General features: G+C 58.2%; 21 protein-coding genes. 13 read left to right on the top strand and 8 right to left on the bottom strand.

Annotated elements, in window-relative coordinates:
• From AD928_RS15050 to AD928_RS03655, 3 genes are all read left to right on the top strand, one after another.
• A partial coding sequence (locus AD928_RS15050) for a hypothetical protein (RefSeq protein WP_209436654.1) occupies positions 1 to 216 on the top strand: 216 nt, incomplete at its 5' end.
• Positions 217 to 1,107: 891 nt separating this feature from the next.
• Complete coding sequence (locus AD928_RS03660) at positions 1,108 to 1,788, top strand: recombinase family protein (protein WP_062248358.1); 681 nt, start codon at positions 1,108 to 1,110, stop codon at positions 1,786 to 1,788.
• A gap of 368 nt (positions 1,789 to 2,156) precedes the next feature.
• Positions 2,157 to 2,939: an alpha/beta fold hydrolase gene (locus tag AD928_RS03655; protein ID WP_062248356.1), complete on the top strand. Its 783-nt coding sequence runs from the start codon at positions 2,157 to 2,159 to the stop codon at positions 2,937 to 2,939.
• Between the two features lie 100 nt (positions 2,940 to 3,039).
• On the opposite strand, the gene poxB is transcribed toward AD928_RS03655, so the two are convergent.
• Positions 3,040 to 4,773 carry a ubiquinone-dependent pyruvate dehydrogenase gene (gene poxB / locus AD928_RS03650; protein ID WP_062248354.1) on the bottom strand — a complete coding sequence of 578 codons (1,734 nt, stop codon included), beginning with the start codon at positions 4,771 to 4,773 and terminating at the stop codon, positions 3,040 to 3,042.
• A gap of 773 nt (positions 4,774 to 5,546) precedes the next feature.
• Between poxB and AD928_RS03645 the strand changes: the two genes are divergently transcribed.
• The 3 genes from AD928_RS03645 (at position 5,547) to AD928_RS14955 (ending at position 8,863) form a co-directional block, all read left to right on the top strand.
• The gene (locus AD928_RS03645; protein ID WP_306308882.1) at positions 5,547 to 7,055 is read left to right on the top strand and encodes an alginate export family protein; all 1,509 of its coding nucleotides are present in this window, start codon (positions 5,547 to 5,549) and stop codon (positions 7,053 to 7,055) included.
• A gap of 70 nt (positions 7,056 to 7,125) precedes the next feature.
• Positions 7,126 to 8,481: an amino acid permease gene (locus AD928_RS03640; protein ID WP_062248350.1), complete on the top strand. Its 1,356-nt coding sequence runs from the start codon at positions 7,126 to 7,128 to the stop codon at positions 8,479 to 8,481.
• 220 nt (positions 8,482 to 8,701) lie between these two features.
• Positions 8,702 to 8,863 carry a hypothetical protein gene (locus AD928_RS14955; protein ID WP_167347346.1) on the top strand — a complete coding sequence of 54 codons (162 nt, stop codon included), beginning with the start codon at positions 8,702 to 8,704 and terminating at the stop codon, positions 8,861 to 8,863.
• 117 nt (positions 8,864 to 8,980) lie between these two features.
• On the opposite strand, the gene AD928_RS03635 is transcribed toward AD928_RS14955, so the two are convergent.
• The 3 genes from AD928_RS03635 to AD928_RS03625 all read right to left on the bottom strand — a co-directional run bounded on the left by AD928_RS03635 (position 8,981) and on the right by AD928_RS03625 (position 14,467).
• Positions 8,981 to 9,664, bottom strand: coding sequence for a YoaK family protein (locus tag AD928_RS03635; protein ID WP_062248349.1), 684 nt, complete (start codon positions 9,662 to 9,664; stop codon positions 8,981 to 8,983).
• Positions 9,665 to 9,790: 126 nt separating this feature from the next.
• A complete protein-coding gene (gene putA, locus AD928_RS03630; protein ID WP_082779719.1) occupies positions 9,791 to 13,426 on the bottom strand; it encodes a bifunctional proline dehydrogenase/L-glutamate gamma-semialdehyde dehydrogenase PutA in 3,636 nt (1,211 codons plus the stop codon).
• Positions 13,427 to 13,762: 336 nt separating this feature from the next.
• Entirely contained in the window at positions 13,763 to 14,467 is a 705-nt protein-coding gene (locus AD928_RS03625) for a GntR family transcriptional regulator (RefSeq protein WP_062248345.1), read from the bottom strand.
• A 550-nt stretch (positions 14,468 to 15,017) separates the two neighbouring features.
• On the opposite strand from AD928_RS03625, the gene AD928_RS03620 reads away from it, so the two are divergent.
• Both AD928_RS03620 and acs read left to right on the top strand, forming a co-directional pair.
• The gene (locus AD928_RS03620; protein ID WP_062140601.1) at positions 15,018 to 15,470 is read left to right on the top strand and encodes a YjjA family protein; all 453 of its coding nucleotides are present in this window, start codon (positions 15,018 to 15,020) and stop codon (positions 15,468 to 15,470) included.
• A 237-nt stretch (positions 15,471 to 15,707) separates the two neighbouring features.
• Complete coding sequence (gene acs / locus AD928_RS03615; protein WP_062248343.1) at positions 15,708 to 17,633, top strand: acetate--CoA ligase; 1,926 nt, start codon at positions 15,708 to 15,710, stop codon at positions 17,631 to 17,633.
• A gap of 88 nt (positions 17,634 to 17,721) precedes the next feature.
• Here the strand turns inward: acs and AD928_RS03610 are convergent, their stop codons facing one another.
• Entirely contained in the window at positions 17,722 to 18,174 is a 453-nt protein-coding gene (locus AD928_RS03610; protein WP_062248341.1) for a CHRD domain-containing protein, read from the bottom strand.
• 175 nt (positions 18,175 to 18,349) lie between these two features.
• Positions 18,350 to 18,595, bottom strand: coding sequence for a DUF1653 domain-containing protein (locus tag AD928_RS03605; protein ID WP_062248339.1), 246 nt, complete (start codon positions 18,593 to 18,595; stop codon positions 18,350 to 18,352).
• A 40-nt stretch (positions 18,596 to 18,635) separates the two neighbouring features.
• Here AD928_RS03605 and AD928_RS03600 point away from each other — a divergent pair, with 40 nt between their 5' ends.
• Together AD928_RS03600 and AD928_RS03595 are read left to right on the top strand one after the other, a co-directional pair.
• Positions 18,636 to 19,250 carry a hypothetical protein gene (locus AD928_RS03600; protein ID WP_373320579.1) on the top strand — a complete coding sequence of 205 codons (615 nt, stop codon included), beginning with the start codon at positions 18,636 to 18,638 and terminating at the stop codon, positions 19,248 to 19,250.
• 78 nt (positions 19,251 to 19,328) lie between these two features.
• The gene (locus AD928_RS03595; RefSeq protein WP_062140607.1) at positions 19,329 to 19,631 is read left to right on the top strand and encodes a hypothetical protein; all 303 of its coding nucleotides are present in this window, start codon (positions 19,329 to 19,331) and stop codon (positions 19,629 to 19,631) included.
• On the opposite strand, the gene AD928_RS03590 is transcribed toward AD928_RS03595, so the two are convergent.
• Positions 19,614 to 20,558, bottom strand: a complete 945-nt coding sequence (locus AD928_RS03590; protein WP_062248336.1) for an SAM-dependent methyltransferase — start codon at positions 20,556 to 20,558, stop codon at positions 19,614 to 19,616. The genes AD928_RS03595 and AD928_RS03590 overlap by 18 nt on opposite strands.
• A complete protein-coding gene (locus AD928_RS03585) occupies positions 20,555 to 20,938 on the bottom strand; it encodes a DUF423 domain-containing protein (RefSeq protein ID WP_062248334.1) in 384 nt (127 codons plus the stop codon). The genes AD928_RS03590 and AD928_RS03585 overlap by 4 nt, the downstream gene beginning before the upstream one ends.
• 72 nt (positions 20,939 to 21,010) lie before the next feature.
• On the opposite strand from AD928_RS03585, the gene AD928_RS03580 reads away from it, so the two are divergent.
• From AD928_RS03580 to AD928_RS03570, 3 genes are all read left to right on the top strand, one after another.
• The gene (locus AD928_RS03580; RefSeq protein WP_062248332.1) at positions 21,011 to 21,589 is read left to right on the top strand and encodes a cob(I)yrinic acid a,c-diamide adenosyltransferase; all 579 of its coding nucleotides are present in this window, start codon (positions 21,011 to 21,013) and stop codon (positions 21,587 to 21,589) included.
• A gap of 463 nt (positions 21,590 to 22,052) precedes the next feature.
• The gene (locus AD928_RS03575) at positions 22,053 to 22,736 is read left to right on the top strand and encodes a V-type ATPase subunit a family protein (protein WP_233419927.1); all 684 of its coding nucleotides are present in this window, start codon (positions 22,053 to 22,055) and stop codon (positions 22,734 to 22,736) included.
• A 32-nt stretch (positions 22,737 to 22,768) separates the two neighbouring features.
• On the top strand, positions 22,769 to 23,084 hold a 316-nt coding region (locus tag AD928_RS03570), incomplete at its 3' end, for a hypothetical protein (protein WP_062248328.1).

Genomic DNA, 23,084 nt, shown 5'->3' with positions numbered 1-23,084 from the left:
AAGATCGGTCACAACGGACCTGACATGCTCCCGTTCACTTTCAGGGGCACCCTCAGCAATCGTGCCAGGAACAAGACCTTCTGCTCGGAGGTCTTGAAGGTGGCCTTGCTTATTCAGACCAGAGATTATCACTCATCAGATTATCTTGGTCAGAGATTGGCTGAGGACTTCAGGCTGAGAGCATCCCTTAAGGGCCTCTCTCCTGTAGGGAACTAGATACCCTAGTGTTTTCCATTTGTTGTTGAATATATAAGGAACATTGTGCAGTCAGATTTAGTGTCAGAATTGCAGGTCTTTGGACCGCATGAAGGCACCTGTCAGGGCTGGCCTTCGGCGGTTATCTGACAGATCATTCATGGATCCTTGAAGGTGGCCTTGATCTATTCAAACCAAGATAACAATCATAGGTTTATCGTGTCAGATGCCTCTCAGCCTTAAAGGTCTTTAAGGGCCTCTCTCCTGTAGGGGCAGAAGTTCCCTAGTGTTTTTCAAAGTTTGCTTATTATATCAGCAACATTACGGAATTGAGCTGTCCGATTTCCACAGCCAAAGTGGAAGCCTATATGCAGACTTGCCGATGACTGGAAGGGACTGGGAGGGGCTGGAAGGCCACCCGTGGACGGTCAGCGATAGCCAGAATGAAACCTAAGGCCAGTGAGACACCACACAAGGCTTCGCCTCACAAGGCAATCTCGAATACCACCGTGGTCGTGGGTTTAGACCGTTCTTTGAAACCGGAAATCCTGAGCGAAATTGCCTTTCAGGGACCGGGGAATGGGACTCCGGGGCGTTTTGCAGGCAACGCAGGCCGACACGCCCACAGAGAGTCGCTGAGTGGCCTTGGGTGTCTTGCTGGTGTCACTGTGCCGGGAAGGTGTGGATGAGTCTGTGCGGGCTTCTGGTTCGCTTCTGGCGAAGCTTTGTGAGGCGCTAATAGACTGGAAGGCCGCAACGCCGAAGAGGGCAGGCGGGAGGCTATGCGGTGTAAGCGCCCGTCATGCGTTCCGGGAATCCCACTGATTCCAGATTGTGCGTGGTGCTGCCCTCCGGCTGGTCTGTATCATCACCAGACAACCACCGTTGCAGATAGCGATACAGGACCGGCCAATGATCCAGCAGACCCGCTTCGTCACATATCTTCGCGTCAGCACACAGCGCCAAGGGCAGTCTGGTCTGGGTCTGGAAGCTCAGCGGAAGGCCGTGCAGGACTATGCAGCCACGGCAGGTGGGGAAGTGCTGGCCGAGTATGTGGAAGTGGAAAGCGGCAAGAGGAATGACCGGCCCAAGCTGGCACAGGCCATGCAGCGTTGCAGGCTGACGGGTTCCATCTTGCTTATTGCCAAACTGGACCGTCTTTCCCGTGATGCTCATTTTCTCATTGGTCTGGAGAAAGCGGGAGTTGAGTTTGTGGCTGCTGACATGCCTCACGCAAACAGGCTGACAGTGGGCATCATGGCGCTTGTGGCTCAGCAGGAGCGGGAAGCTATCTCAGCACGAACCAAAGCAGCATTGGCAGCAGCAAAGGCCCGTGGCGTGGTGCTGGGCGGTTACCGTGGCGGCCCTGCTGTCAACCAAGCGGAGGGCGTTAAGGCAGCCTCAGCGGCCCGCAGGAAGGCTGCACGAGGCTTTGCGGAAGACGTGGGGCCGTTGGTGCAGGAGTTGGCGTCTGGCGGCTTGTCACTGCGTCAGGTGGCTGCTCGGCTGACAGAGCAAGGAATCAGAACGGCGAGAGGCGGAACGGTCTGGACGGCTGCCGGGGTTTCGCGTGTCTTGGCTGTATCAGCTTAAGTGTCTGATAATGCAGAAGGTTTCCATTGGCATAGGGCTAACGAAGAGAAGGCAATAAAACGGATTGTTCCACAAGAGGCGGTGATGTTATCGTGCAGGCTTCTTGGTGTGGCGAACCGGACAGCCGCACACTTACAGAGCTAAAAGCGTTACAGTTTTTGCCGATAAATGGCGGTTTTCTGCGGTTTTGGTGAAGTGGCCTGAGATTCCCCTCATCCGCTCCAATTTCCAAAAAATAGCAAAACGAATGCTCTGCCAATGTGCAGCTGTTTTCGTTTGTGGGGTTCCCTTTCTCCCTCTCGTTGCAGCGTGTTATTCACGTTTCACAGGAGGCTGTTTTCCGGGCCTTCCAGTAAAGGGAAACATTCGTGCAGAGAAAAACTTTTCAGAGAGAAAATCTGACCTTTTCCTATCTGGACACGGAGGGAGAAAAGCCGCTGCTGGTGGCTCTGCACGGTCACATGATGGAAGGGGCCACCTTTCTGCCGCTTATGCAGGTTTTGCAGTCTGATTATCGGGTGGTTGCGCTGGATCAGCGTGGACATGGCTTTTCAGATCATGCGGCAAGTTACACGCGTGATGATTATCTTTGCGATATTGAGGCACTTTTACAAAATCTCAATGGGAATATGCCTGTTATTCTGCTCGGTCATTCTCTGGGTGGGGTGAATGCGTATCAGTTTGCGGCGCGCCACCCTGATCTGGTGCAGGCGTTGATTATTGAAGATATTGGCGCTGTGGTGAATGATGATATCAGCTTTTGTCTTCCGTGGTCAGGTGTTTTCAAAACAAAAGAAGATCTTGTGGCGTGTATCGGACCAAACATGGCGCCATATCTTGCTCCGTCTTTGCGGGAAACAGCGCAGGGCTGGAAACTGGCGTTTGAGCCTGCTGAGATGGTGCAGTCCCAGAACTGTCTGAATGGAGACCATTGGCAGGACTGGCTGGCAACGTCCTGCCCCGCACTTCTGCTTCATGGGGCACAGAGCCCGGTTCTGGCGGCCGCGATGAGCGAGGAAATGGTGACGCGCCGCCGCAGGACGCAGTTGCAGACCCTCCCCGGCGGGCATGTTGTGCATCAGGATGATTTTCCGGGATATGTTGAGGCTGTAAAACACTTTCTTGCCGGCCTGTCATCCGAACATGCCTGAAAAATAGTGGGCTGCGCAGTAAAGTTTCTGGAGCAAAAAGAGCGGCAGTGTCTGCGTAACACTGCCGTTCAGAAAAGGTCTTTAAAACGGTTTTGGCATCTTACCGAAGGAACGGAATATTGGTTCTGGCAACATCAAGTATTTCGTCACCCCGCCCGTTCATCACGGCTTTCAGGGCGTAGAGACTAAAGCCGGTAATCTGGGATTTTTCAATTTTGGGCGGCATGGCGAGTTCCTGCGTGTTGGTTACAGCGTCCAGAACGGCGGGGCCGGGGTGGTTGAGAATTTCATCCACGGCAGCGGGCAGGTCCGCCGGATTTTCAACACGCACGGCGTGCAGGCCCATGGCACGGGCCATGGCGGCAAAATCCGGGTTTTGCAGGTTCACGCCGGTTTCCAGATAGCCTGCGGCTTTCATCTCCATAGCGACAAAGCCGAGCGAGCCATTATTTACGATAATCAGCTTAACCGGCAGTTTTTCCTGCGTCAGCGTAATCAGGTCCCCCATCAGCATGGTAAAGCCGCCATCGCCGGAAAGGCTGATCACCTGCCGGTCAGGCTGTGCCACCTGCGCACCAATGGCTTGTGGCAGAGCGTTGGCCATGGAGCCGTGGACAAAGGAGCCAATCAGCTGCCGCCGCCCATTCATGGTCAGGTAGCGGGCGGCCCAGACGGTGGGTGTGCCGACATCTGCGGTAAAAATGGCATCGTCGGCAGCGGTCTGATCAATGAGCCGTGTGAGGTATTGCGGGTGAATGGGGCCTTTGCCGCCAGTCGCCAGATCATCCAGCCCTTGCCGCGCTTTGGCATAAAGCTCCAGGCTGCGGTCCAGATGGCTGCGGTCCGTACGTACGGGCAGGAGCGGTAGCAAGGCATCCAGTGTCGAGGTCACATCGCCCACCAGCCCCTGCGTTAGGGTGCAGCGGCGGCCAAGCTGTTCCGGCCGGATATCGATCTGCGCAATTTTGGCATTTTCCGGATAGAACTGCCGGTAAGGGAAGTCCGTGCCCAGCATCAGCACCACATCCGCTGCCATCAGAGTGTGGTAGCCGGAGGAAAAGCCGATCAGTCCTGTCATGCCCACATCGTAAGGGTTGTCGTATTCCACATGTTCCTTGCCGCCCAGCGCGTGGACAATAGGAGCCTTAAGCGCTTCCGCCAGCTTTAAAAGTTGCGCATGGGCGCCTGCACAGCCGCGCCCGGCCAGTAGGGTGACTTTCTTCCCGCTCTTCAAAAGGGAGGCCAGCGCGCTCAGCTCGTCTTCTGTTGGAATAACGCGGGGCGCTTTGGGTAGAAGAGCCGATTTTGCAGAAATAGCCGTTGTCACCGCTGTTTTGAGCGCAACATCGCCGGGGATGACGATAACGGCCACACCGCGTTGCCCCACAGCAGCACGAATGGCCAGTTCAACAAGGCGAGGGGCCTGTTCGGGCGAGGAAATGGTCTCGCAATAATGGCTGCATTCCCGGAACAGGGCTTCCGGGCGGGTTTCCTGAAAATACCCCGAGCCCAGTTCCGGGCTGGGAATTTGCGCCGCAATGGCCAGCACCGGCACGCGGGAGCGGTGCGCGTCATACAACCCATTAATAAGGTGCAGGTTGCCCGGCCCGCAGGACCCGGCACATACGGCCAGTTTGCCGGTAACATGGGCAGAGCCGGCGGCGGCAAAGGCAGCGACTTCCTCGTGCCGGACATGTACCCACCGGATTGTTTTATGTTTGAGCAGGCTATCCGTAATGCCGTTAAGGCTATCTCCCACAACGCCGTAAATGGCGTCCACACCAGCGGTTTCAAGCGTCTGGACAATAACTTCCGAAACATTGGGTTTGGCCATATGCCGTCAGTCCCTTTTGGTTGGATGATAGAGGAGCGGCGCCGTGTGCTCCGTGTAATGACAGTGGGAACGGATCAGCCGGAAGCAGGTTGGTGGCGGCTGCTGTCACAATTTTGTGACAGCGTGCAGGGGGCGGGGAGATCGTGCCTGTGTTCTCTGCTGCTCACGAAGGCTCACGCTTTTGTGTTGTCTGAGAAGCCCCGGAAATCCCCATTCCCGTTTGGATGTAAATCGAAGTCAGGCATTTTTTTTGTTTCGGGTTCGTATAGTATTCAAAGAGAAAATCATAACTTCATTCTCTTTTCAAAACTATATGTATAGAGAAATGTCTTTTTATTCTTTGTCTTTTCCATGTGGAATATGTTAATAGGCCGCCCGTTCGGTAATAATCGCAAAAGCACGTTACGCTTGAAAATAATATAATATCGTGCAAACCTCATATTGTTATGAAGTTGTTATAATATTTTAGAGCGTTGTCAGAGCTCTGCACATCGGCCTGCTGGCGGGTTTGTGCGGCGTGACTGGCGGAGCCTGATGTCCGGCCTTTGCGGATCTGTGCGCAGGGTTTTTGCCGGCAGAGGCTGGAATTTTATGCGGAGGAAGAAAGGGATCAGGAGGTCCCAGATGTCAGGGCCTTAAGGGCAGACGCACGAGATGCGCCCTTGAGGGATAAGAAGGAGTGTTACGGCATGAATCAGAGTATGGCGGCCCGTTGCCGCGGCGTGTGCTAAAGTACCATGCGCAAAACAGTTCATTCTCTTGTTCTGGGGAGTATGGGCCTGTGTATGGCTTTCGGGATGCAAAGCCAAAGTGCACAGGCAGATACAACGCTGGTCTCTGTGCACGGTCTGACGCTGCAAGGCGGTCTGGATATTGGTGGTTCAGCCTTTTTTGTTCCCAACGCCAATTTTGGCGCGGGCTCTTATGCACCCCAAAACAACGGGGCCTATCAGCGTCATAAAAACCCTGTTTATGGCGAATTTTACGGCAAACCTATTCTGACCGGCCAGTGGGCGCTGGGGCATGGCTTTACCGTCATTGGCAAAGCTTCCGCTATCGGCGCGACCACTCTGGGTAATGGTGATGCGGAAGAGGTCTCTCAAACCTCCGGCACGCCACGTTCCATCTATCTGGAAGAAGCCAATCTGGGTGTGGAAATGCCCGTCAAGCTCTTCGGAAACCCGAATAAACTGACAATTCTGGGCGGCAGGCAGGCCTTTGCTGTTGATGATGGCTTCCTGATTGGCAAAGGCACCTACAGTGCGGGCAACCGTGGCGCATGGTGGTATGCTCCGCGCTTTGCCTTTTCCGGCCCGGGTGTCATCAAGCTGGAAGGCAATCCGGTGCGTGCCGATGTCTTCATGCTGGAAAGCAATTCCGATAACGATATCGACAAGGGGTATGATCGCCCCAAAACCAAGTTTGTCGGGTTTGACGTCAGCTGGTTTCTGAACCGCCCCGGTGGGCATGGGGAAAACACCTATGCGGACCGCGCGGCGTTTGTAACGCTGACCTATTTCCATGTGCGTGAGGCCGATACGTCCTCGCACTATGATTATTCCGCGCGTGCGGACAGGGAAGGGATGAATGTGGCGTCCCTGAGCTGGGGCGGTACGCTATTCCCCATCAAACAGCTGGGCATTTCAAAGAACTTTACGTTCTATGGAGATTTTGTATCCGAGCAGAACAGCCACGCAGGCAACGGCTATAAATCTGTTGATGCCTACGGGATGTTTCTTGAGCCCGGTTACAGATTTTCCATGCTGCCCTGGCAGCCATCCCTGTTCTATCGCTATACGCGCTATAGCGGGGCCAGAAACCCGGAAGGCTCCGTCAAACGGAGTTACGACACCTTCTTCCTGTATGACGGCAAACGCTACACCTATGGCGGGTACTGGCCGGGGGAAATTGTGGGCATGTATCTGGCCCCGCTCTCCAATCTGGAAGTGCAGCAGATTGACCTGACCGCCACCCCTCCGGTGCATCTGCTGAACCCGCAGGACAGCCTGAAACTTGGGCTGCATTATTATGATCTGTCTTTGCTGTATGCCACAGGTGCTGGGCTCAAGCCCCATACCGGGCGGCATATCTCAGACGAGCTGGATTTTTCCGCAGAATATACGCTCAACGCCACGACATCCGCCGCACTGGCCGGGGGTGTTGCGTTTTCCGGCCCCGCCGGGAAGGCGCTGGCGCGGGCCGGTGTGCCGCAGGACTATGCCCTGCCGAACCTTGGGCACCATGCCGGAATCATCGAGGCCTATTTTTTCAAGCATTTCTAACGGAAATTTCCCTCTTTCTTCTGGATGAGCAATAATCTCCCGGATAACAACAACACAGGATGCCCCGCTTATGGTCGATCAGGACAGTACCCCACCCACCACACAGCCCGCAGGTTTAAGAAACCGGCATATAGCGATGATCGCTCTGGGCGGCATTATTGGTGCGGGGCTGTTCGTCGGGAGTAGTGCGGCCATTGCGGCAACCGGCCCGGCCGTGCTGCTGGCGTTTCTGGCGGTGGGCTTTCTGGTCATTCTGGTGATGCGCATGCTGGGGGAGATGGTCACGACGGACCCCGGCCGTGGCTCCTTTGTGGAATATATCCGCGCGGCCCACGGGGACAAGCTGGGCTTTACCGCAGGCTGGCTCTACTGGTTTTTCTGGGTCGTGGTGCTGGGGAGTGAGGCGATTGCCGGCGCTCTGCTGTTGCAGGACTGGATTGCCATGCCGGTCTGGTTGCTTTCCATTGGCCTGATTGTGCTGCTCAAGCTGGTCAATTTTGCGGCCCCGCGCGTGTTTGGGGAGTGTGAATTCTGGCTCTCCATGATCAAGGTCATCAGCATTGTCGCCTTTATCGGTGCGGCCCTTCTCTATGTTTTCCATGTGTTTGGGCCGGGCGTGCCGGTGCGTGAAAACGTATTGGGCCACGGCGGCTTTTTCCCGCATGGGGCTGTGGCGGTGCTGTCCATTATTCCCACCATTCTGTTCACCATGATGGGGTCTGAAATTGCGACGGTGGCCGCTGCGGAATCCCCTGAACCTGGCAAGAATGTCGCGCGGGTAACGCGCAGCATCGGCACCCGTGTCACGCTGTTTTATCTGGCGTCCGTCGCCATGATCCTGATGGTTGTGCCATGGCCCTCCATTATCCCCGGTCGCTCTCCGTTTGTAACGGCCATGGACGTTATGGGCGTGCCGGGTGCTGGCCTGCTGATGCGCATTGTGGTGCTGAGTGCGGTGCTCTCCTGCCTGAATTCCAGCATGTATATTACGTCCCGTATTCTGACGGAGCTGGCCGGGGGCGGGGATGCGCCGGCCATTCTGGCGCGTAAATCCCACATCCACACACCGCGTCTGGCTATTACGGTCAGCAGTGTGGCGGGCACGCTGGTAGCGTTTTCTTCCATCCTCGCACCCAACACCATTTTTGCCTTTCTGCTGAGCTGTAGCGGTGGCGTTATTCTGGTGGTGTATTGCCTGATTGTCTCCGCCTATGTGCAGACGCGCAAGCGGGCAGAACAGGCCGGGCAGGGGGATGGCTTTAACCTGCCGCTGTTCCCCTTCTGCAATTATGCAACGCTGCTGGCTGTGGCCTTTGTATTTATCGCCATGATGTTCAATCCGGCGGAACGGATGACCGCCATTGCCTGCCTTGGCACCTCGGTCTTTTTCTTTGTTCTGGCATCGCTGAAGAACAAGAGCGCTTAAAAGCAGGCGGTCGTTTTTACGCCGGATAAACGGGCGCTGACTGGTGTCGCGGCACAGTCAGCGCCCTTTTTTTATGATGAAAAGTTCGGCCCCATTTAAAATGGAAACCTTCTGTATGCAGGGCGTTCAGTTGTAACGTCCCTTAAACACGCCGGATAAAACGTCTTTCCGTCTTCCCGTGTTGGGGGCGCCTTTTCACAGATCAATGTGAGGTTGTGTCATGGTCGATAAAAAAGACAAAAACGGCAAACGACAGATTCAGGAAGAAAATCTGGACGACACTCTGGACGACAGCTTTCCGGCGAGCGATCCGCCGTCCCACAGCGGAGTGACGGGGGACCGGGATCCTCCGAAAAAACCTGAAGAAAAACCGAAGAAGTAGTCAGATGTGCTACAGCATTATCGGGCTCTTCACCATGAGGCGCCCGATCACGCGGCGTGCTGCAAAAGTTTCTTCTCTCGTCGGTGTCTGACCGGCTGAACGGTGCGGAAGTCCGCTTTAATGCACCGTAATCCGGTCCAGATGCGCCAGCAGTTTATGCTCGCGCACATGCAGCAGGGCGCCTGCGGTGAGGATGGTTCCGGCCGCGATGGCAATGGCGAGTGAAATGCTGTGGCTGGACGTCAGGGTGCCAATCACAGCCCCTACAAACAGGCTGCTGATGGCGGCCAGCCGACGCCATGTGCCGGGGTTGGTGCCACCGGCAAAAGTGCTGTTATGCGCCAGACCATGCAGGAGCATGGTGGCGGCGGGCAGGCTCATATCCGCAACCTTGGCGTGGCGGGTAGCGGAGGTTTGTAGCCCCATGGCAAAGGCCAGCAGGCCGAGGGTGATATAGGTGCAGCCGGGCGGTTGCGCGGCCCATTCCAGCGCCGTCAGCCCGACAATGGTGCCCATAACCAGCAGAACATCGCCCACAGCAAGGCGCACGGTGCGGTCCCGCCGCACAAGGCGGCCACCCGTCAGCGCACCCAGCAGATACAGGCCAATGGCTTCAAACCCGGAGAGCACCACGCTTTCTGATGTGGCGATATGCACGGCCATCAGCAGGACGGTCGCGGTCATGTATCCGGCAAAAATCTTCAGATGCAGCAGGGAAATAGCGTCCAGCATGCCCATAGCCATGGTTACCAGAATAATGCTGATAACCAGTCGGGGGTCATGTCCTGCACGGGTGCTCATAGGGGCTCCACTTAAAAGATAAACACGGGAAAAAGATCCGGTAAGCCGGGCGTCATATCACTATTCGCCCGGCTTGTGTGGAGTCTCTTGCCTGCGTTGTCCGGAGAGCAGGAATAGGCGGAGGGCTTAGCCCAGCGCCATCAGGCTGGCATTGCCGCCTGCCGCAGTGGTGTTGATGCTGCGGCACTGTTCTTCCACCACGCTTTCCGGCGCAGGCAGGCCAGCAGCCGTCAGCCATGCGGAGGCAATCGGGCGGTCACTGGTGCTCAGCGCCTTGCGGGCTTCGGCAAACACGGCCTCATCCTGTTCCCCCAGCACAATGGCGCAAGGTTCTTCCTTGGCCGAGGTGACGGGGCGGATGACCAGTTGCAGCGCATCCGGCAGGGAGGCGATGCATCCGGTCAGGCTGCTCTCTGCCAGAACAAGAGCCGCGTTATCCCCGGACAGAGCCAGAGAAATCTGGTCATACAAACCAGCTTTCGTCTGGGCGATGCACAGAATGTTGCCGCGCCGCGTCAGGCTGTAGAGGTTGCTTTCCCCCACCGGGCCGGGCAGGGTGATCTGCCCGCCCACCAGTGTCTGGCGGGTAAGTGCCGCCGCCGTGCAGGCCGCTTTGCTTTCGCCCTGTTCCCGCAGCCAGTCCGTCCAGCGCGCCATGGTGGCAGGGATACGCCCGCGCACCAGCGGCGGCAGGGCCGGAGCCTGTGCCAGCAAGCGGCGCAGAATGAGCGGACCACCCGCCTTGGGACCAGTGCCGGACAGGCCGCGCCCACCAAACGGCTGCACACCGACCACAGCTCCAATGGTGTTGCGGTTGACGTAAAGGTTCCCGGCATCAATGCGCGAAAGCACATGCTGCACGGTAGATTCAATACGGGTGTGCAGGCCAAAGGTCAGGCCGTAGCCCGTCTCATTGATAGTGGAAATGACCGTATCCAGCGTGCTGCGGGAATAGCGCAGAACGTGGAGAACGGGGCCAAAGACTTCCGGGCCAATCTCACGGATATTGGCGACTTCAATCAGCGTGGGAGCCACAAAGCTGCCGTTGGCGCAATGTTCCGGCAGGGGTAGCGCATAAACCGGCGCTTTTTTCTGGCGGAATTCTTCAACGTGTTTGGTAATGCCCTCAGCCGCTTCTGCCGTAATCACCGGACCAACATCGGTGGAAAGCAGAGCGGGGTTGCCAAGGCGCAGTTCCCGCATCGCGCCGCGCAACATGGTCAGCACGTGCTCGGCGCAATCTTCCTGCACGCACAGCACACGCAGGGCGGAGCAACGCTGCCCGGCGCTATCAAACGCGGAGGCGACGACATCCATCACCACCTGTTCGGCTAGTGCGGAGGAATCCACAATCATGGCGTTCTGGCCGCCAGTTTCCGCAATAAACGGCACCGGCTGGCCGGTATGGGTGCGGCGGCCTTCAAGCTGACGGTTGATGATCTGGGCAACGACGGTGGAACCGGTGAACATCACGCCGGAAACGCGGTCATCCCCGACCAGTGCAGCCCCAATATCGCCTTCTCCCGGCAGCAGTTGCAGGGCAGCGGCCGGAACCCCGGCATCCCGCAGGATACGCACGGCGAGGGCGGCAATCAGCGGGGTTTCTTCCGCCGGTTTGGCCAGCACTACGTTGCCAGCGGCAAGCGCTGCGGCAATCTGGCCGAGGAAGATGGCCAGAGGGAAGTTCCACGGGCTGATACAGGCGACAACACCCAGCGGGGCATGGGTGGCGTTGTCAAAATCCCGGGCAATGGTGGCAGCGTAATAGCGGAGGAAGTCCACGGCTTCCCGCACTTCTGCCACACCGTTGGGGAGAGATTTTCCGGCCTCGCGGGAGAGGAGGGCCAGCAGTTCATCCCGGTGGGCTTCAAGGCTGTCAGACGCCTTGACCAGAATATCCGCACGCGCCTGCGGGGCGAGCTCGGACCAGCTTGCCTGCCCTTTAACGGCAGCAGCCGCGGCCTTTTTCACAATATCCGGGGTCGCATACTGGACAGAACCCACCACATCGCGCCGGTCGGACGGATTGGTGACGGGTTGTGTCTTTTTGCCGGGTTTGACGCCAACCACTATGGGTGCCGCCTGCCAGGGGCCGGAGGCTTTGGTCAGGCCCTCCAGCAGGTCGGACAGCACGCTATCATCAGCCAGATCGGTCCCCGCAGAGTTGCGGCGTTCGGCCCCGAACAGGGCAGGCGGTTTGCGAATATCCGGGTGCGATGCGCCATACGGCGTAAAGCTGTGCGCGACCTGAATGGGGTCTTCCACCAGACTTGCAACCGGAATGGCCGGGTCGCCGATCTGGTTGACGAAGGAGGAGTTCGCGCCGTTTTCCAGCAGACGACGCACCAGATACGCCAAAAGCGTTTCATGCGTGCCGACGGGCGCGTAAATACGGGCCGGGCGGTTGAGTTTGTCAGCGCCGACAACCTGTTTGTAAAGCGGTTCCCCCATGCCGTGCAGGCACTGGAATTCATAGGAGCCGACTTCAAATTTCTCGCCAGCCAGTGTGTAAATGGTGGCCAGCGTGCGGGCGTTATGGGTGGCGAACTGCGGGAAGATGACATCCCGTGCGTTCAGCAGTTTACGCGCGCAGGCAATATAGCTGATGTCCGTGTGGGCTTTGCGGGTATAGACCGGAAAGTCCTTCAGGCCTTCAACCTGTCCCTTTTTAATCTCGCTGTCCCAGTAAGCGCCTTTAACCAGACGCACCATGATGCGATGGTTGCTGCGGCGGGCGAGGTCAATAATGTAATCCAGCACATACGGGCAGCGTTTGCCGTAAGCCTGCACCACAAAGCCAATGCCGTTCCAGCCTTCCAGACCGGGCGTGTGGCACAGGGCTTCCAGCAGATCGAGCGAGACGTCCAGACGCTCAGTTTCCTCGGCATCAATATTCAGGCCGATGTCATACTTGCGGGCCAGCAGGGTGAGTTCCTGCACAACCGGCAGCAGTTCCGTCATCACCCGTTCATGCTGGGCGCGGGCATACCGCGGATGCAGGGCGGAGAGCTTGATGGAAATGCCGGGGCGCTCATAAACATTCGCGCCCTGCGCGCTGCGGCCAATGGCGTGAATGGCGGTCAGGTAGTCCTGCTTGTAACGCTCGGCATCGCGCGCGGTGAGGGCGGCTTCCCCCAGCATGTCATAGGAATAGGAAAAGCCGAGTGCTTCCAGCTTGCCGCTGTTGGCGCGGGCTTTTTCAATGGTTTCACCCAGCACAAACTGCTCGCCCATCATGCGCATGGCGGCATCGACGGCCTTGCGGATGACCGGTTTGGTGCCACGGCTGACAAAGCCGAGCAGGGCGGATTTCAGGGTGCTGTCATCCTGCGGGGTCACGAGCTTGCCGGTTACGGCCAGCCCCCACGCGGCGGCATTGGCAAAAATCGGCGTGTTGCGGGAGATGTGGGAGAGCCAGTCGCCCTCGCCAATCTTGTCACGGATCAGCGCATCACGTGTTGCGGTATCGGGGATGCGCAGCAGAGCTTCTGCAAGACACATCAGCGCCACGCCCTCGGCTGAGGAAAGGGCGAACTCCTGCACCAGACTTTCCACAATACCGGGGTTGCGTTCCGCCCGGAGGGAGGTGGCCAGACCGGCGGCGAGGTCCGTCACGCGTTTGCCGTCTTCTGCCGTCAGCGTCGCGTCGGGCGTCAGAGCCGCCACGCAATGCTCTTCCGGTTGGCGCATGGCCTGGATAATCGCCTGACGCAGCGGGCTTCGGGAGGCGAATGCAGGCGCAAAAGAGTCAGATAAGGACATGGCATGAATTCCGAACAGGACAAGCCTGACTTCGCTGGCTGCGGTGAGACTCAGGAAGTTTTGGCTTCACAACGATTTTTCCTCGTTACACGATATTATATGATTTGCAAAATCATATAATTCCAGATCGGCCAGGAGGGTGATTTCGCCTGATTTCTGCGGGATTAGGCGGTGTGCAGACTCGTGTTTGTCGCGCAGTTTTACCGCGGCGCACCTTATAAAAGGCACGCAAAGAGGCCGGCCCCGGAAGACCGGCGGCAGGATTTTCAGAAAATAGGGAGAACGTGCGTCCTGAGAGGCTTGTCTGGCAGCCTCTTCGCCGCCGCCTGTTCTTTTTTAGCTGGCCTGATCGAGACTGTTTTTCTTGCGGAAGACGTCCGCGGAGATATGGGCTGCTTCCAGAATATGCTCGCGCGTGAGGCGGGCGGCGAGGTCGGCATCCCGTGCGCGGCAGGCTTCCAGAATGGCCAGATGCTCGGCGTCCGTCACGGTCTTGCGGCCATCCAGCACCAGATGCCCGCGAATATAACGGTCCAGCCGGTTGTGCAGATCATCAATCATTTCCAGCAGGCGCGGCTTGCGGGCGGCGGCATAAATAGCGTTGTGGAAGGCCCGGTTCAGCGCGCCGGAAGGGCGGGTGGTGTCCGGGTTGCGCGTGCCTTCTACAAAGGCCTCGTAGGCATCTTCTATATGGGCAAGGTCTACGCGGCTCAGGTTCGCGACCGCATCCCGCGCAGCCTGCTCTTCCAGCAGGGCGCGGATTTGCGAGTATTCCAGAATGTCCGCAGCATCCAGCCCCATGACCATCGCACCCCGGTTGGGCTGGAAGGTCACCAGCCCTTCGGCTTCCAGATGCTTCAGGGCTTCCCGCACGGGAATAATACTGACGCCAAAGCCTGCGGCGAGTTCGGACTGGGGCAGCGCCTGCCCAGCGCGCAGGCTATCCGCCAGAATAGCTTTGCGCAGAGCGTCGCAAATGGTTTCCGATGCCTTGCCGTGGCCTGCAAACTCGGTCTGGTGAAAAAGACTGGCCGGCAGCATGGACGACGGCTCCCTTCGGATCGTTTCTGACTCGTGACTATCTATCATAGTCAGCAGAGGCCTTCTGTCCAATCAGTTTGCATAAAGCTGCCGGAACAGGGGCTTGGGGTCTTTGGTCACACTATCGTGAACGGCGCAGAGGGGGCGGTGTCCGTGGTCTGGGGCCTGTGGAAAGGTGGAGCCAGACGTGGGTGGCAGAGGATCTGACGCAGTCTTCTGGTGTGCTGCGAGAGGCAGAGTAGTCTGGCGGATAAAGCCGAGGGTTCTGCTTTGTGGATAAGGCCAAAAGCGCCTCTCTCATCAAGGTGTTTTGTTATCAGATCAAAAATGGGCGTGGTGAGGAGGCAAGCCGGAATGGCGGTCTACGCCCTGCCCGGTAGGAGGCAGGCGGCAGGCGGACAGGCCGTTTTTTGCCCCGGTTGCGCCGCGTGTTTGTCAGAAAGCAGAGGGTTATCTGTGGTCTGCCATGCTCTTGGTGCGCAGGGGGCTGGCTTGATCTTTCCCGAATTTGCAGGCCAGTTTGGCGCATATTCCGCTAGGGAGATTCTGAATGAAACTGATTTCCGTACGTGCCCTGTCGGCGCTTGCTGTTACGACTATGCTGGCCGGCGCGCCGCTGTTTGCTCATGCTGCCGATACCCCGGCTCCTGTCTCCAAAGGGGGCGAGCAGGCTGAATCTGGCGCCAAAACGGCGACGCTGACCGATACGGACCTGTCCGGTTATGTTGGTTCCATTGACCCGGCTGAAGTGGGTGGCCTGCTGAACTATTGTACGCAGGGCAACTACGTTCCTGATTATGACGACGCCTTCAAGGTGCTGCAGTCCTATAATCAGAAAACCAACGCCGTGCCGGACGGTCAGGAAGGCAACATGTTCTACGCCCGGGGGACAACAGGCCAGCTGCAGGCTAATGGCAAGACCTATTCCATTGCCACGTCCAGCATTCCTGTGCGCCAGAAAACCTGTAAGGCCGTTCTGGATCGCGCCAAAGCCGCTCTGTAAGGCATCGCCTTATCTCTCTTTTGGGCTGAGGGGGGGCTGCCTCTCAGACCAAAAGAGCAGGGGTTTGCAAGGAGGTCAGTCGCATCGCGGCTGGCCTTTTTTGTGTTGTAATGACCAAAGTTTAATAGTCCTGATCAAGTCGGTGTGCCTTTCCCCCTTGCTCCCGATGTGATCAAAACCATTCTGCCCCTGCAACCAGACAGAGCAGGGCATAAAGAGATAAGGAGCGGAACGAGCGTGCCAGAAGCGTTTAAAGCTCCGGCTGGAGCAGGTCTGACAGCCGGGCAATATGGGGATATGGTGCAAAAGGCGCATCAGGATCCTGAGACCTTCTGGCTTGAGCAGGCCCGTAAGCTGGCCTGGCATGTTTCCCCGCAACAGGCGTCCCGCTCTGACTTTAACAATGATGTGCGCATTGACTGGTTTTCTGACGGACGGCTGAGCGTTTCGGAAAACTGCCTGGACCGGCATGTCCGCACCCAGCCCGATAAAGTCGCATTGATCTGGCAGGGGCAGGATGAGGACCAGAAGGAAAGCCTGACCTATCAGGAGCTGCATGCCCGCGTCTGCCGCCTTGCTAATGTGATGCGGCGTCTGGGTGTGAAGAAAGGTGATTGCGTTGCCATCCATCTGCCCATGGTGGCGGAAGGGGTGATTGCCATGCTGGCCTGCGCCCGCATTGGGGCGGTGCATGTGGTGTTGTTTGGCGGCTTTTCTGCCGATGGTCTGGCCGAGCGCCTGAGCGACAGCGGGGCCGTGCTGGTGCTGACGGCAGATGTGGCGCGCCGGGGCGACAAGCGTATTCCCAGCAAAACCACCATGGATGACGCCATTACGCGCTGTGGCGCGGATAGCCGCGTGCAGCACGTTCTGGTGGTTGCAGTGACCGGCACCGATGTGCCCATGCAGCCGGGGCGGGATCTGTCTTACGCGGATGAAGTGACGCAGGAACTGCCAGACTGCCCGGCGGAAAGCATGAGCGCGCTGGACCCGCTCTTTCTGCTGTACACATCCGGCAGCACCGGTCGGCCCAAAGGGCTGGTGCATGGCTCTGGCGGTTATCTGGTCTGGGCGGCGTTCACGCATGCCACGGTGTTTGACCATAAGCCGGATGATATTTTCTGGTGCACGGCGGATACCAGCTGGATTACCGGCCATACCTATGTGGTCTATGGCCCGCTGGCCAATGGCGGCACCATTCTGGTGTATGAAGGTCTGCCCTCATGGCCCGCGCCGGGCCGCTGGTGGGATGTGATCGACCAGTATGGCGTGACGGCCTTCTATTCTTCTCCGACCGTGGTGCGCGCCGCCATGCGGGAAGGGGATGATGTGATGCGCAGCCGTTCACTGGCCAGCCTGCGGGTGATTGGCACGGTGGGCGAGCCCATCAGCCCGGAAGCCTGGCAGTGGTTCCATGATGAAGTCGGCAAAGGCCGCTGCCCGGTGGTGGATACCTGGTGGCAGACGGAAACCGGCGGCGTGATGATTACCGCTGCTGCAGGTTGTGTGACACCGCGCCCCGGTGCCGCGTGTCTGCCATTGCCGGGGGTAAGTGCTGCACTGCTGGATACACAGGGGCAACTGGTCGAAGGTCCGGGCGAAGGGCTGCTGTGCATGGCGCGCTCATGGCCGGGGCAGGCTCTGTCCATCTGGAAAGACCACGACCGTTTCCGGCAGACCTACTTCACCACCTGTCCGGGCTACTACTTCACCGGGGATGGCGCACGGCGGGAAGCGGATGGCTATTACTGGATTACCGGCCGCGTGGATGATGTTGTGAATGTGTCCGGGCACCGGATTGGCACGGCGGAAATTGAAGATGCTGTGGCGATGGACCATGAGGTGGTGGAAAGTGCCGCTGTCGGTATCCCGCATGACCTGAAAGGTCAGGGGCTGGTGGTCTTTGTAGTGCCGAAGGAAGAGGGGGTGTTCCACCCATCCGCCGTCAATCGTGCCGTGGCCGCCGGGGTTGGCCGTTATGCTGTGCCCGAGAAAATCTATGTGGTGCGGGACCTGCCCAAAACACGGTCGGGCAAGATTGTCCGCCGCCTGCTGCGTAAGATTGCAATGCAGGATCTGGAAGGGCTGGGCGATTTGTCCACGCTGGCAGACCCCGACATTGTGCCGGAACTGATTGCGCTGGTGAAGGCGCAGGCTGCGTAAATTCTGCCTTGAATCACACAGCAAAAAGGGGGCGGCCTATGTGGCCAGCCCCCTTTTCTGTCTCAACACTCAGGCGGATGTGTTCAGATTATTTGGTGTTGGTGCCCGGAGCCGGGATCAGCTGCGCGCGCACTTCACCATGCGGGTGGGACGCCGTGCCCAAGCCCACAAACAGCTGGCCGTGGCGATACAGATCAATCTGGTCTGCGCTGAGGGTGAGTGTGCCCGTCAGCGGCGCAACGTAGGGGCCTTTGAGGTCCGCAACCTTTTCAGCAGTTTTGGACAGGTCTTTCGCGGCCATCAGTTCAGCGCCCGTCACCGGGCCGGAGAGGTTGTTCCAGGTGATGGTGTAGCTGAGCAGGTTGTTCTCGGTTTCCAGCGTGGCACGCACGCCGCCCGTGACGCGGGCTGCCGGGGAGGCTTTCTCGCTGGCAAAAATGCCTTCGGACTGGATGGTTTCTGCGTGGGAAAGAGCTGGCGCAAAAGCCAGAGCACCGGTCAGCAGGGCGGCGCTAAGCGTAAAATGTTTTTTTGAAATCATAATCGTCTCCTGTCGAAGTATAATTGTCTTACAGGAGGTCTAAACGCGCTCTTTCTAAAAAGGTTCCAGGTTTGGTTTTTAGAAAAATTCTGAAAGAGCGCATGTCTGTGTTGTGATGGTCGTATTTATTTCTAAGGTAAGCTCTGGTTAATAGTTTTGGAGTCGTTATTTTTCACTATTCAGACGGCGCGATGGGAGCAAAACGCGGCACACCGTTTACGGTTTCCTGCCACATGGCCAGTGGGCGCATCCAGTAATCCCCGCGCGCTTCACTGCGGTAGGTGACAAGCCATTCCTCGGTCTCGCTGTGGCGCCCCACGCAAATCACGGTATAAAGTCCGCCTTTATAATGTCGGTACGGGCCGGGGCGCGGATGGTCGGGTTCGGGTGTATCGAACGTATTGGGATCGTGCACTTTCATGGTAGTCTTCTGTTCCACAGCTTGCGGGAGGATCGCAACCTTGAACCGACATGTTCTTTCAGGCCGGGTGCTGGCAGGCCTTGCCGTGCTGGCGTTGAGCGCCGTGCCCGGCTATGCCGCCACACAGGGAAAGGCCAGCACGCACAAAAGCAGCGCGCATAAAGGGCATGCCAGCAAGGGGACGGCGCAGCAGAGCGGGGCCCCGGTGGTTATGACCAGCCAGCCCGGTTCCGCGCTGGATAAACAGGCCCGCATCCTGAATGCGGAAGATCTGGCCTCCGCCGCCCGCCACCATGAAAAACCGCTGGTGCTGATTGGCTCGGCTCCCCTCTCCACTACGGGGAAGAGTATTGGTCTGTTTGTGCAGGTGCAGTCCGCCAGCCTGTGCGGCTCCGCAGGGTGTTCGACAGACGTTTACCTCCAGCAGAAGGGCAACTGGACCAAAGTGCTGGATTCCGTGAGCGGCCCCATCAGCCTGCTGCCCACAACGCATGGCATCATGAAAGATATTCTGGTGGACGGGTCTGATCGCTGGATCTGGAAAAAAGGCACCTATACCGACACTCTGGTAGCCACTGATCTGCCGGGCTTTAAAACGTCCATCCGTCGCCATCAGGCGGCTATGAAAAAAAGCGGCCATCCGGTTTCTGAATAAAGACCCTGTTGGACAAGCCAGCCCGGCCCAATGTGGCCGTTGGCTGGCTGTGATGGCCTGAAATAGAACGGAGACTGCATGCCGGATAAAAGGCACCCCCCGACTGCCAAAGGCAGCCTCGGGCGTACCCTGCTGAAAACACTCTGTACCGTCGCGCTGACGGCTTTGCTGATTGCCCTGCTACGGGAAGGGTTGAGCCTGCTGCCGTGGGTGGACCGCAAAACTGGCCAGCATGCCGGCTCGGCTGTGCTTCAGGTTCTGGCCGCCGACGGCAACGCCAGCCAGCAGCAGATGATTGCCGCTGGCCTGATGGTGCTGTGTTTCCTGCTGGCGATTGTGCTGGTGCGCTGGGGCGAGCGGCTGTTAGACCGCAGCCGCTGAGGCGGCCCCGGCCTGCGACCAGAAAAACGTCAGCTCATGCTTGTTATGGGCCAGATGGCGCAGGCTGCCGCCGGGAATGGCCTCAAAGGCTGTCACGGTCTCATGATCCGTTTCGCCCTGAAATTTGACCGTCAGCACCATGTTTTTGGTGCGGCCTGACTCAATCCACCGTCTGGCGAGCGCCAGCAGGCGGGCCGGGTAGGCGATGATATCGGAAAACACCCAGTCCACTTCCGGGAAGGAAGACGGTTCCAGCCCAAAGGCGCTGCCCTGCTGGAACTGCACATGCGGCATGGCGGCCACAGCCGGGTCCAGCGGGGCGCGGTCAATGGCCGTAACATCCGCACCAAGTTCGGCAATAGCCCATGTCCAGCCTCCGGGGGTGGCGCCCAGATCCAGACAGGTTTCACCCGGTTGCGGCCAGCGGCGCAGCAGGGTGCAGGCTTCCCACAGTTTCAGATAAGCGCGGGATGGAGGGCCAGTCCGGTTTTCCACAAACTTTGGCGCACCGTTGATAAACGGGCTGCTCTTGCGGGCGGAAAACAACATGGTCTCCGGGCTCAGCAAGGTCCATGCGCCCAGCGGCGCAGTGGGCGCTGCCGTCGGGAAGGTGAGGGGGGCGGCTTTGATGGGGGGCAGATTGTCTTCAATCAGCGCAGCGCGGCGGAAGAAGTCGGCGGCATAAAGTCCCCAGTTTCGCTGGCGGGCACGCAGGATTTTTGCGGCCCCTTTGATGGAGGGAATGGTGACCAGTTCCGGCTCTTCCCACACATCCAGCGCCCAGGGTGAAAATACGGAGGGTTGGGAGGATAAGGCAAGCTGGCCGTGCCAGCGGTCCACGCTCACGCCGCGCCGCTGTAAATCCTGTTCCAGAACCGCTTCCAGCCCTTCCGGCCCAAGCCATGCACCGCGAATAGTCTCGGTCATCCGCGCACCCATCCGGCAGCAAGGCAGACCCAGGACAGAATAAGAATGCTTCCCCCGGTCGGGGCCACGTGGGCAGCATGCTGGCCGGTAAAGGCGGTGTAATACACGCCGCCGCAGAACAGCAGTGTGCCCAGCAGAAGTCCGCACCCGCCAAGGGCCAGCGGTTTGGTCGGGCGGTCCCGCGTGGTCAGGCCAAGCACCAGCAGGGCGAGGGCGTGCCACATCTGCATTTCCAGTGCGCCATGCGCCATCAGGCGGCCACCGGGGCCGAAATCAGCCTCGGGCAGATGGGCGGTGAGCGCGCCCATAATGGTGCCGGTGCCAGCAAGCAGAGCGCCGCAGACGCGCCATGAACGGAGAAGACTGGATAATGAAAGCATGATGCCGCCTTATAGAGGCAGAACCGGGCGGGGCGGAAGCAGAAACCTGCCTGCAGGAAAAGGGATGAGCGTATGAGTATCCGCATTGATCGTGTTGTGACCCGTGGCGGAGATGCCGGGCAGACGTCTCTGGGCGATGGTTCCCGGGTGACTAAGGATAGTGCACGGATTGAAGCCATGGGCTGTCTGGATGAACTGAATGCCGTGGTCGGGCTGTTGCGCAGCCATGTGGCGGCGGACAGCAAAGATGCCACGCAACTGGCGCAGCTCCAGAACTGGCTTTTTGATATGGGTGCTGATCTGTGCCAGCCGGAAGGCCCCAAAGCGCAGAAAGCCAGCCGCCTGAGCGGGGAGATTGTGGTGGAACTGGAGCTCTGGGTAGAACAGTTGCGGCAGGCGCAGGCCCCGTTGACCAGTTTTGTGCTGCCCGGTGGCACGCAGGCTGCCGCATGGGCGCATCTGGCCCGCACGCAGACTCGTACAACAGAGCGGCGTATGGTGGCTCTGGCGCAGCAGGAGGCGCTGAACCCGGAACTTTTAAAAATGCTGAACCGGTTGTCTGATTATTTCTTCGTGCTGGCGAGGCATTTTAATCAGGATGGCAAGACGGACCTTGTCTGGACACCAGCAGCACAGCGGCCAGCGGTATAAAATCAGTTTTACGGGTGGTTGTTTTTTTAAAACCACCCGTGTTTTTGAAGTAATAACACTAAAAAATGATTATGCTCTTCTGCTGAGGACTTTTTAAAAATACAGTCCATTTTGCAAAGATATTTTAATATTTCTTCTTGCGCTGTTTTAAGCAGGTCAGGCGGTATGTTGCGCTAAATGACGGATTTTTCATAGAAAACAGGGGCGCTATTCCCAGAAACCCTTTGAAAACCGGGAAATGCGTGATAAGCAGGAGCGACAAACCCGTCTGAGTGCTTTTAAAGCTAAGGCAGGTCTTTACCAACAAATATCATGGAACCTGTTGGGTCATACCCACCTTGCCCTGGGCAGGGAAAAACGTTTTCCGGGTTGCTCTGGCTGGAGTGGGCGCATCGTCCAGCATCAGTTTTGTGTGGCAAATCCGGTTTTCATGTTTGACAGAGTCAGGAAAGTATAAAGAAGCGTGACTTCCGAATTTATGAAGACACCATCATTTTTATCCACCTCACGGGGTGACGAAAAACGTGATGAGGCTTTTGAAGAAGCCTCCCTGCGCAACGCTCTGGAACGGCTTGGATCGCCCGGCCGCGCACGTGCAGGAACGCCCCGCCCCGCAGCAGATCCCGCTCAGGGCAAACGCCGCCGTTTTGTAAAAGATGGTGATGTGCAGGTAGAGAAACATTCTCTGGCACGCACAACCCCTCGCACGCTGGCCATGCCGCGTACGGCGACGACATCGCGCGCTGTGCATTTTTCCGATGAAGAAAACTCGGAAGTTTCCAAACTGCGCCGCCAGCTGGCTGACGAAAAACTGCGCGTGGAAGAAGCAGAACGCCAGATTGAGTCGATGCAGACCACGCAGCGCGGGCTTGAAACCCGTCAGGCCCATGTGGATATCATGGTGCGTGAGCTGAAGGCCAAGCTGGCTGAGCGTGAGGAAGAGCTGACCGAAGCCGGGCGTAACCTGCGGAGCACCCAGCGCACCGTGGAAGCGCTGGAAGAGGAAATGCAGGCTCTGCGCAAAAAGCTGGAAGCGCGCCCGCGTGGTCGCCCGCGCCTGAAACCGCTTGAACCTGCGGTGGAAGAAGACGAGGTGCTGGTGGTGGAAAATGATGAGCCGCAGCCCGTTAAGTGGTGGAAAGACTGAAATCCTGACACATTTTGCAGTAAAGTGCGGGCATGAAGAATAATTCTGTCACGCCCGCACTTGTCGTTCTGGTGGTGGATGTCGCGCTCGGGGTGGCGTTCGTCTTGCTGCCGCCGGTGGTGATGAGCTTTCTGACGCTGCTCAAAGATGTGTTTGGCGTGCTGATCCTGCCGTTTACCTTCCTGTTCGGGCTGGCTGGCTGGTCGTCAGACATGTCCTCTCTGGACAGTGTGATGGGCGGCCTCACGCCAAGCATGTTGCGCCATCCGTTCCGTGCCATCATTGCCGCGGCTTTCATTGCCGTTGGCGGCCTGTGTTCTGTTCTGGCCTGTGGCAGCCCGCGCGCGG

This window comes from Acetobacter cerevisiae (genome assembly GCF_001580535.1).
GTDB classification, from domain to species: domain Bacteria; phylum Pseudomonadota; class Alphaproteobacteria; order Acetobacterales; family Acetobacteraceae; genus Acetobacter; species Acetobacter cerevisiae.
Note: the sequence above shows the minus strand (reverse complement) of the source record. Positions and strands in the feature narration are given on the sequence as shown.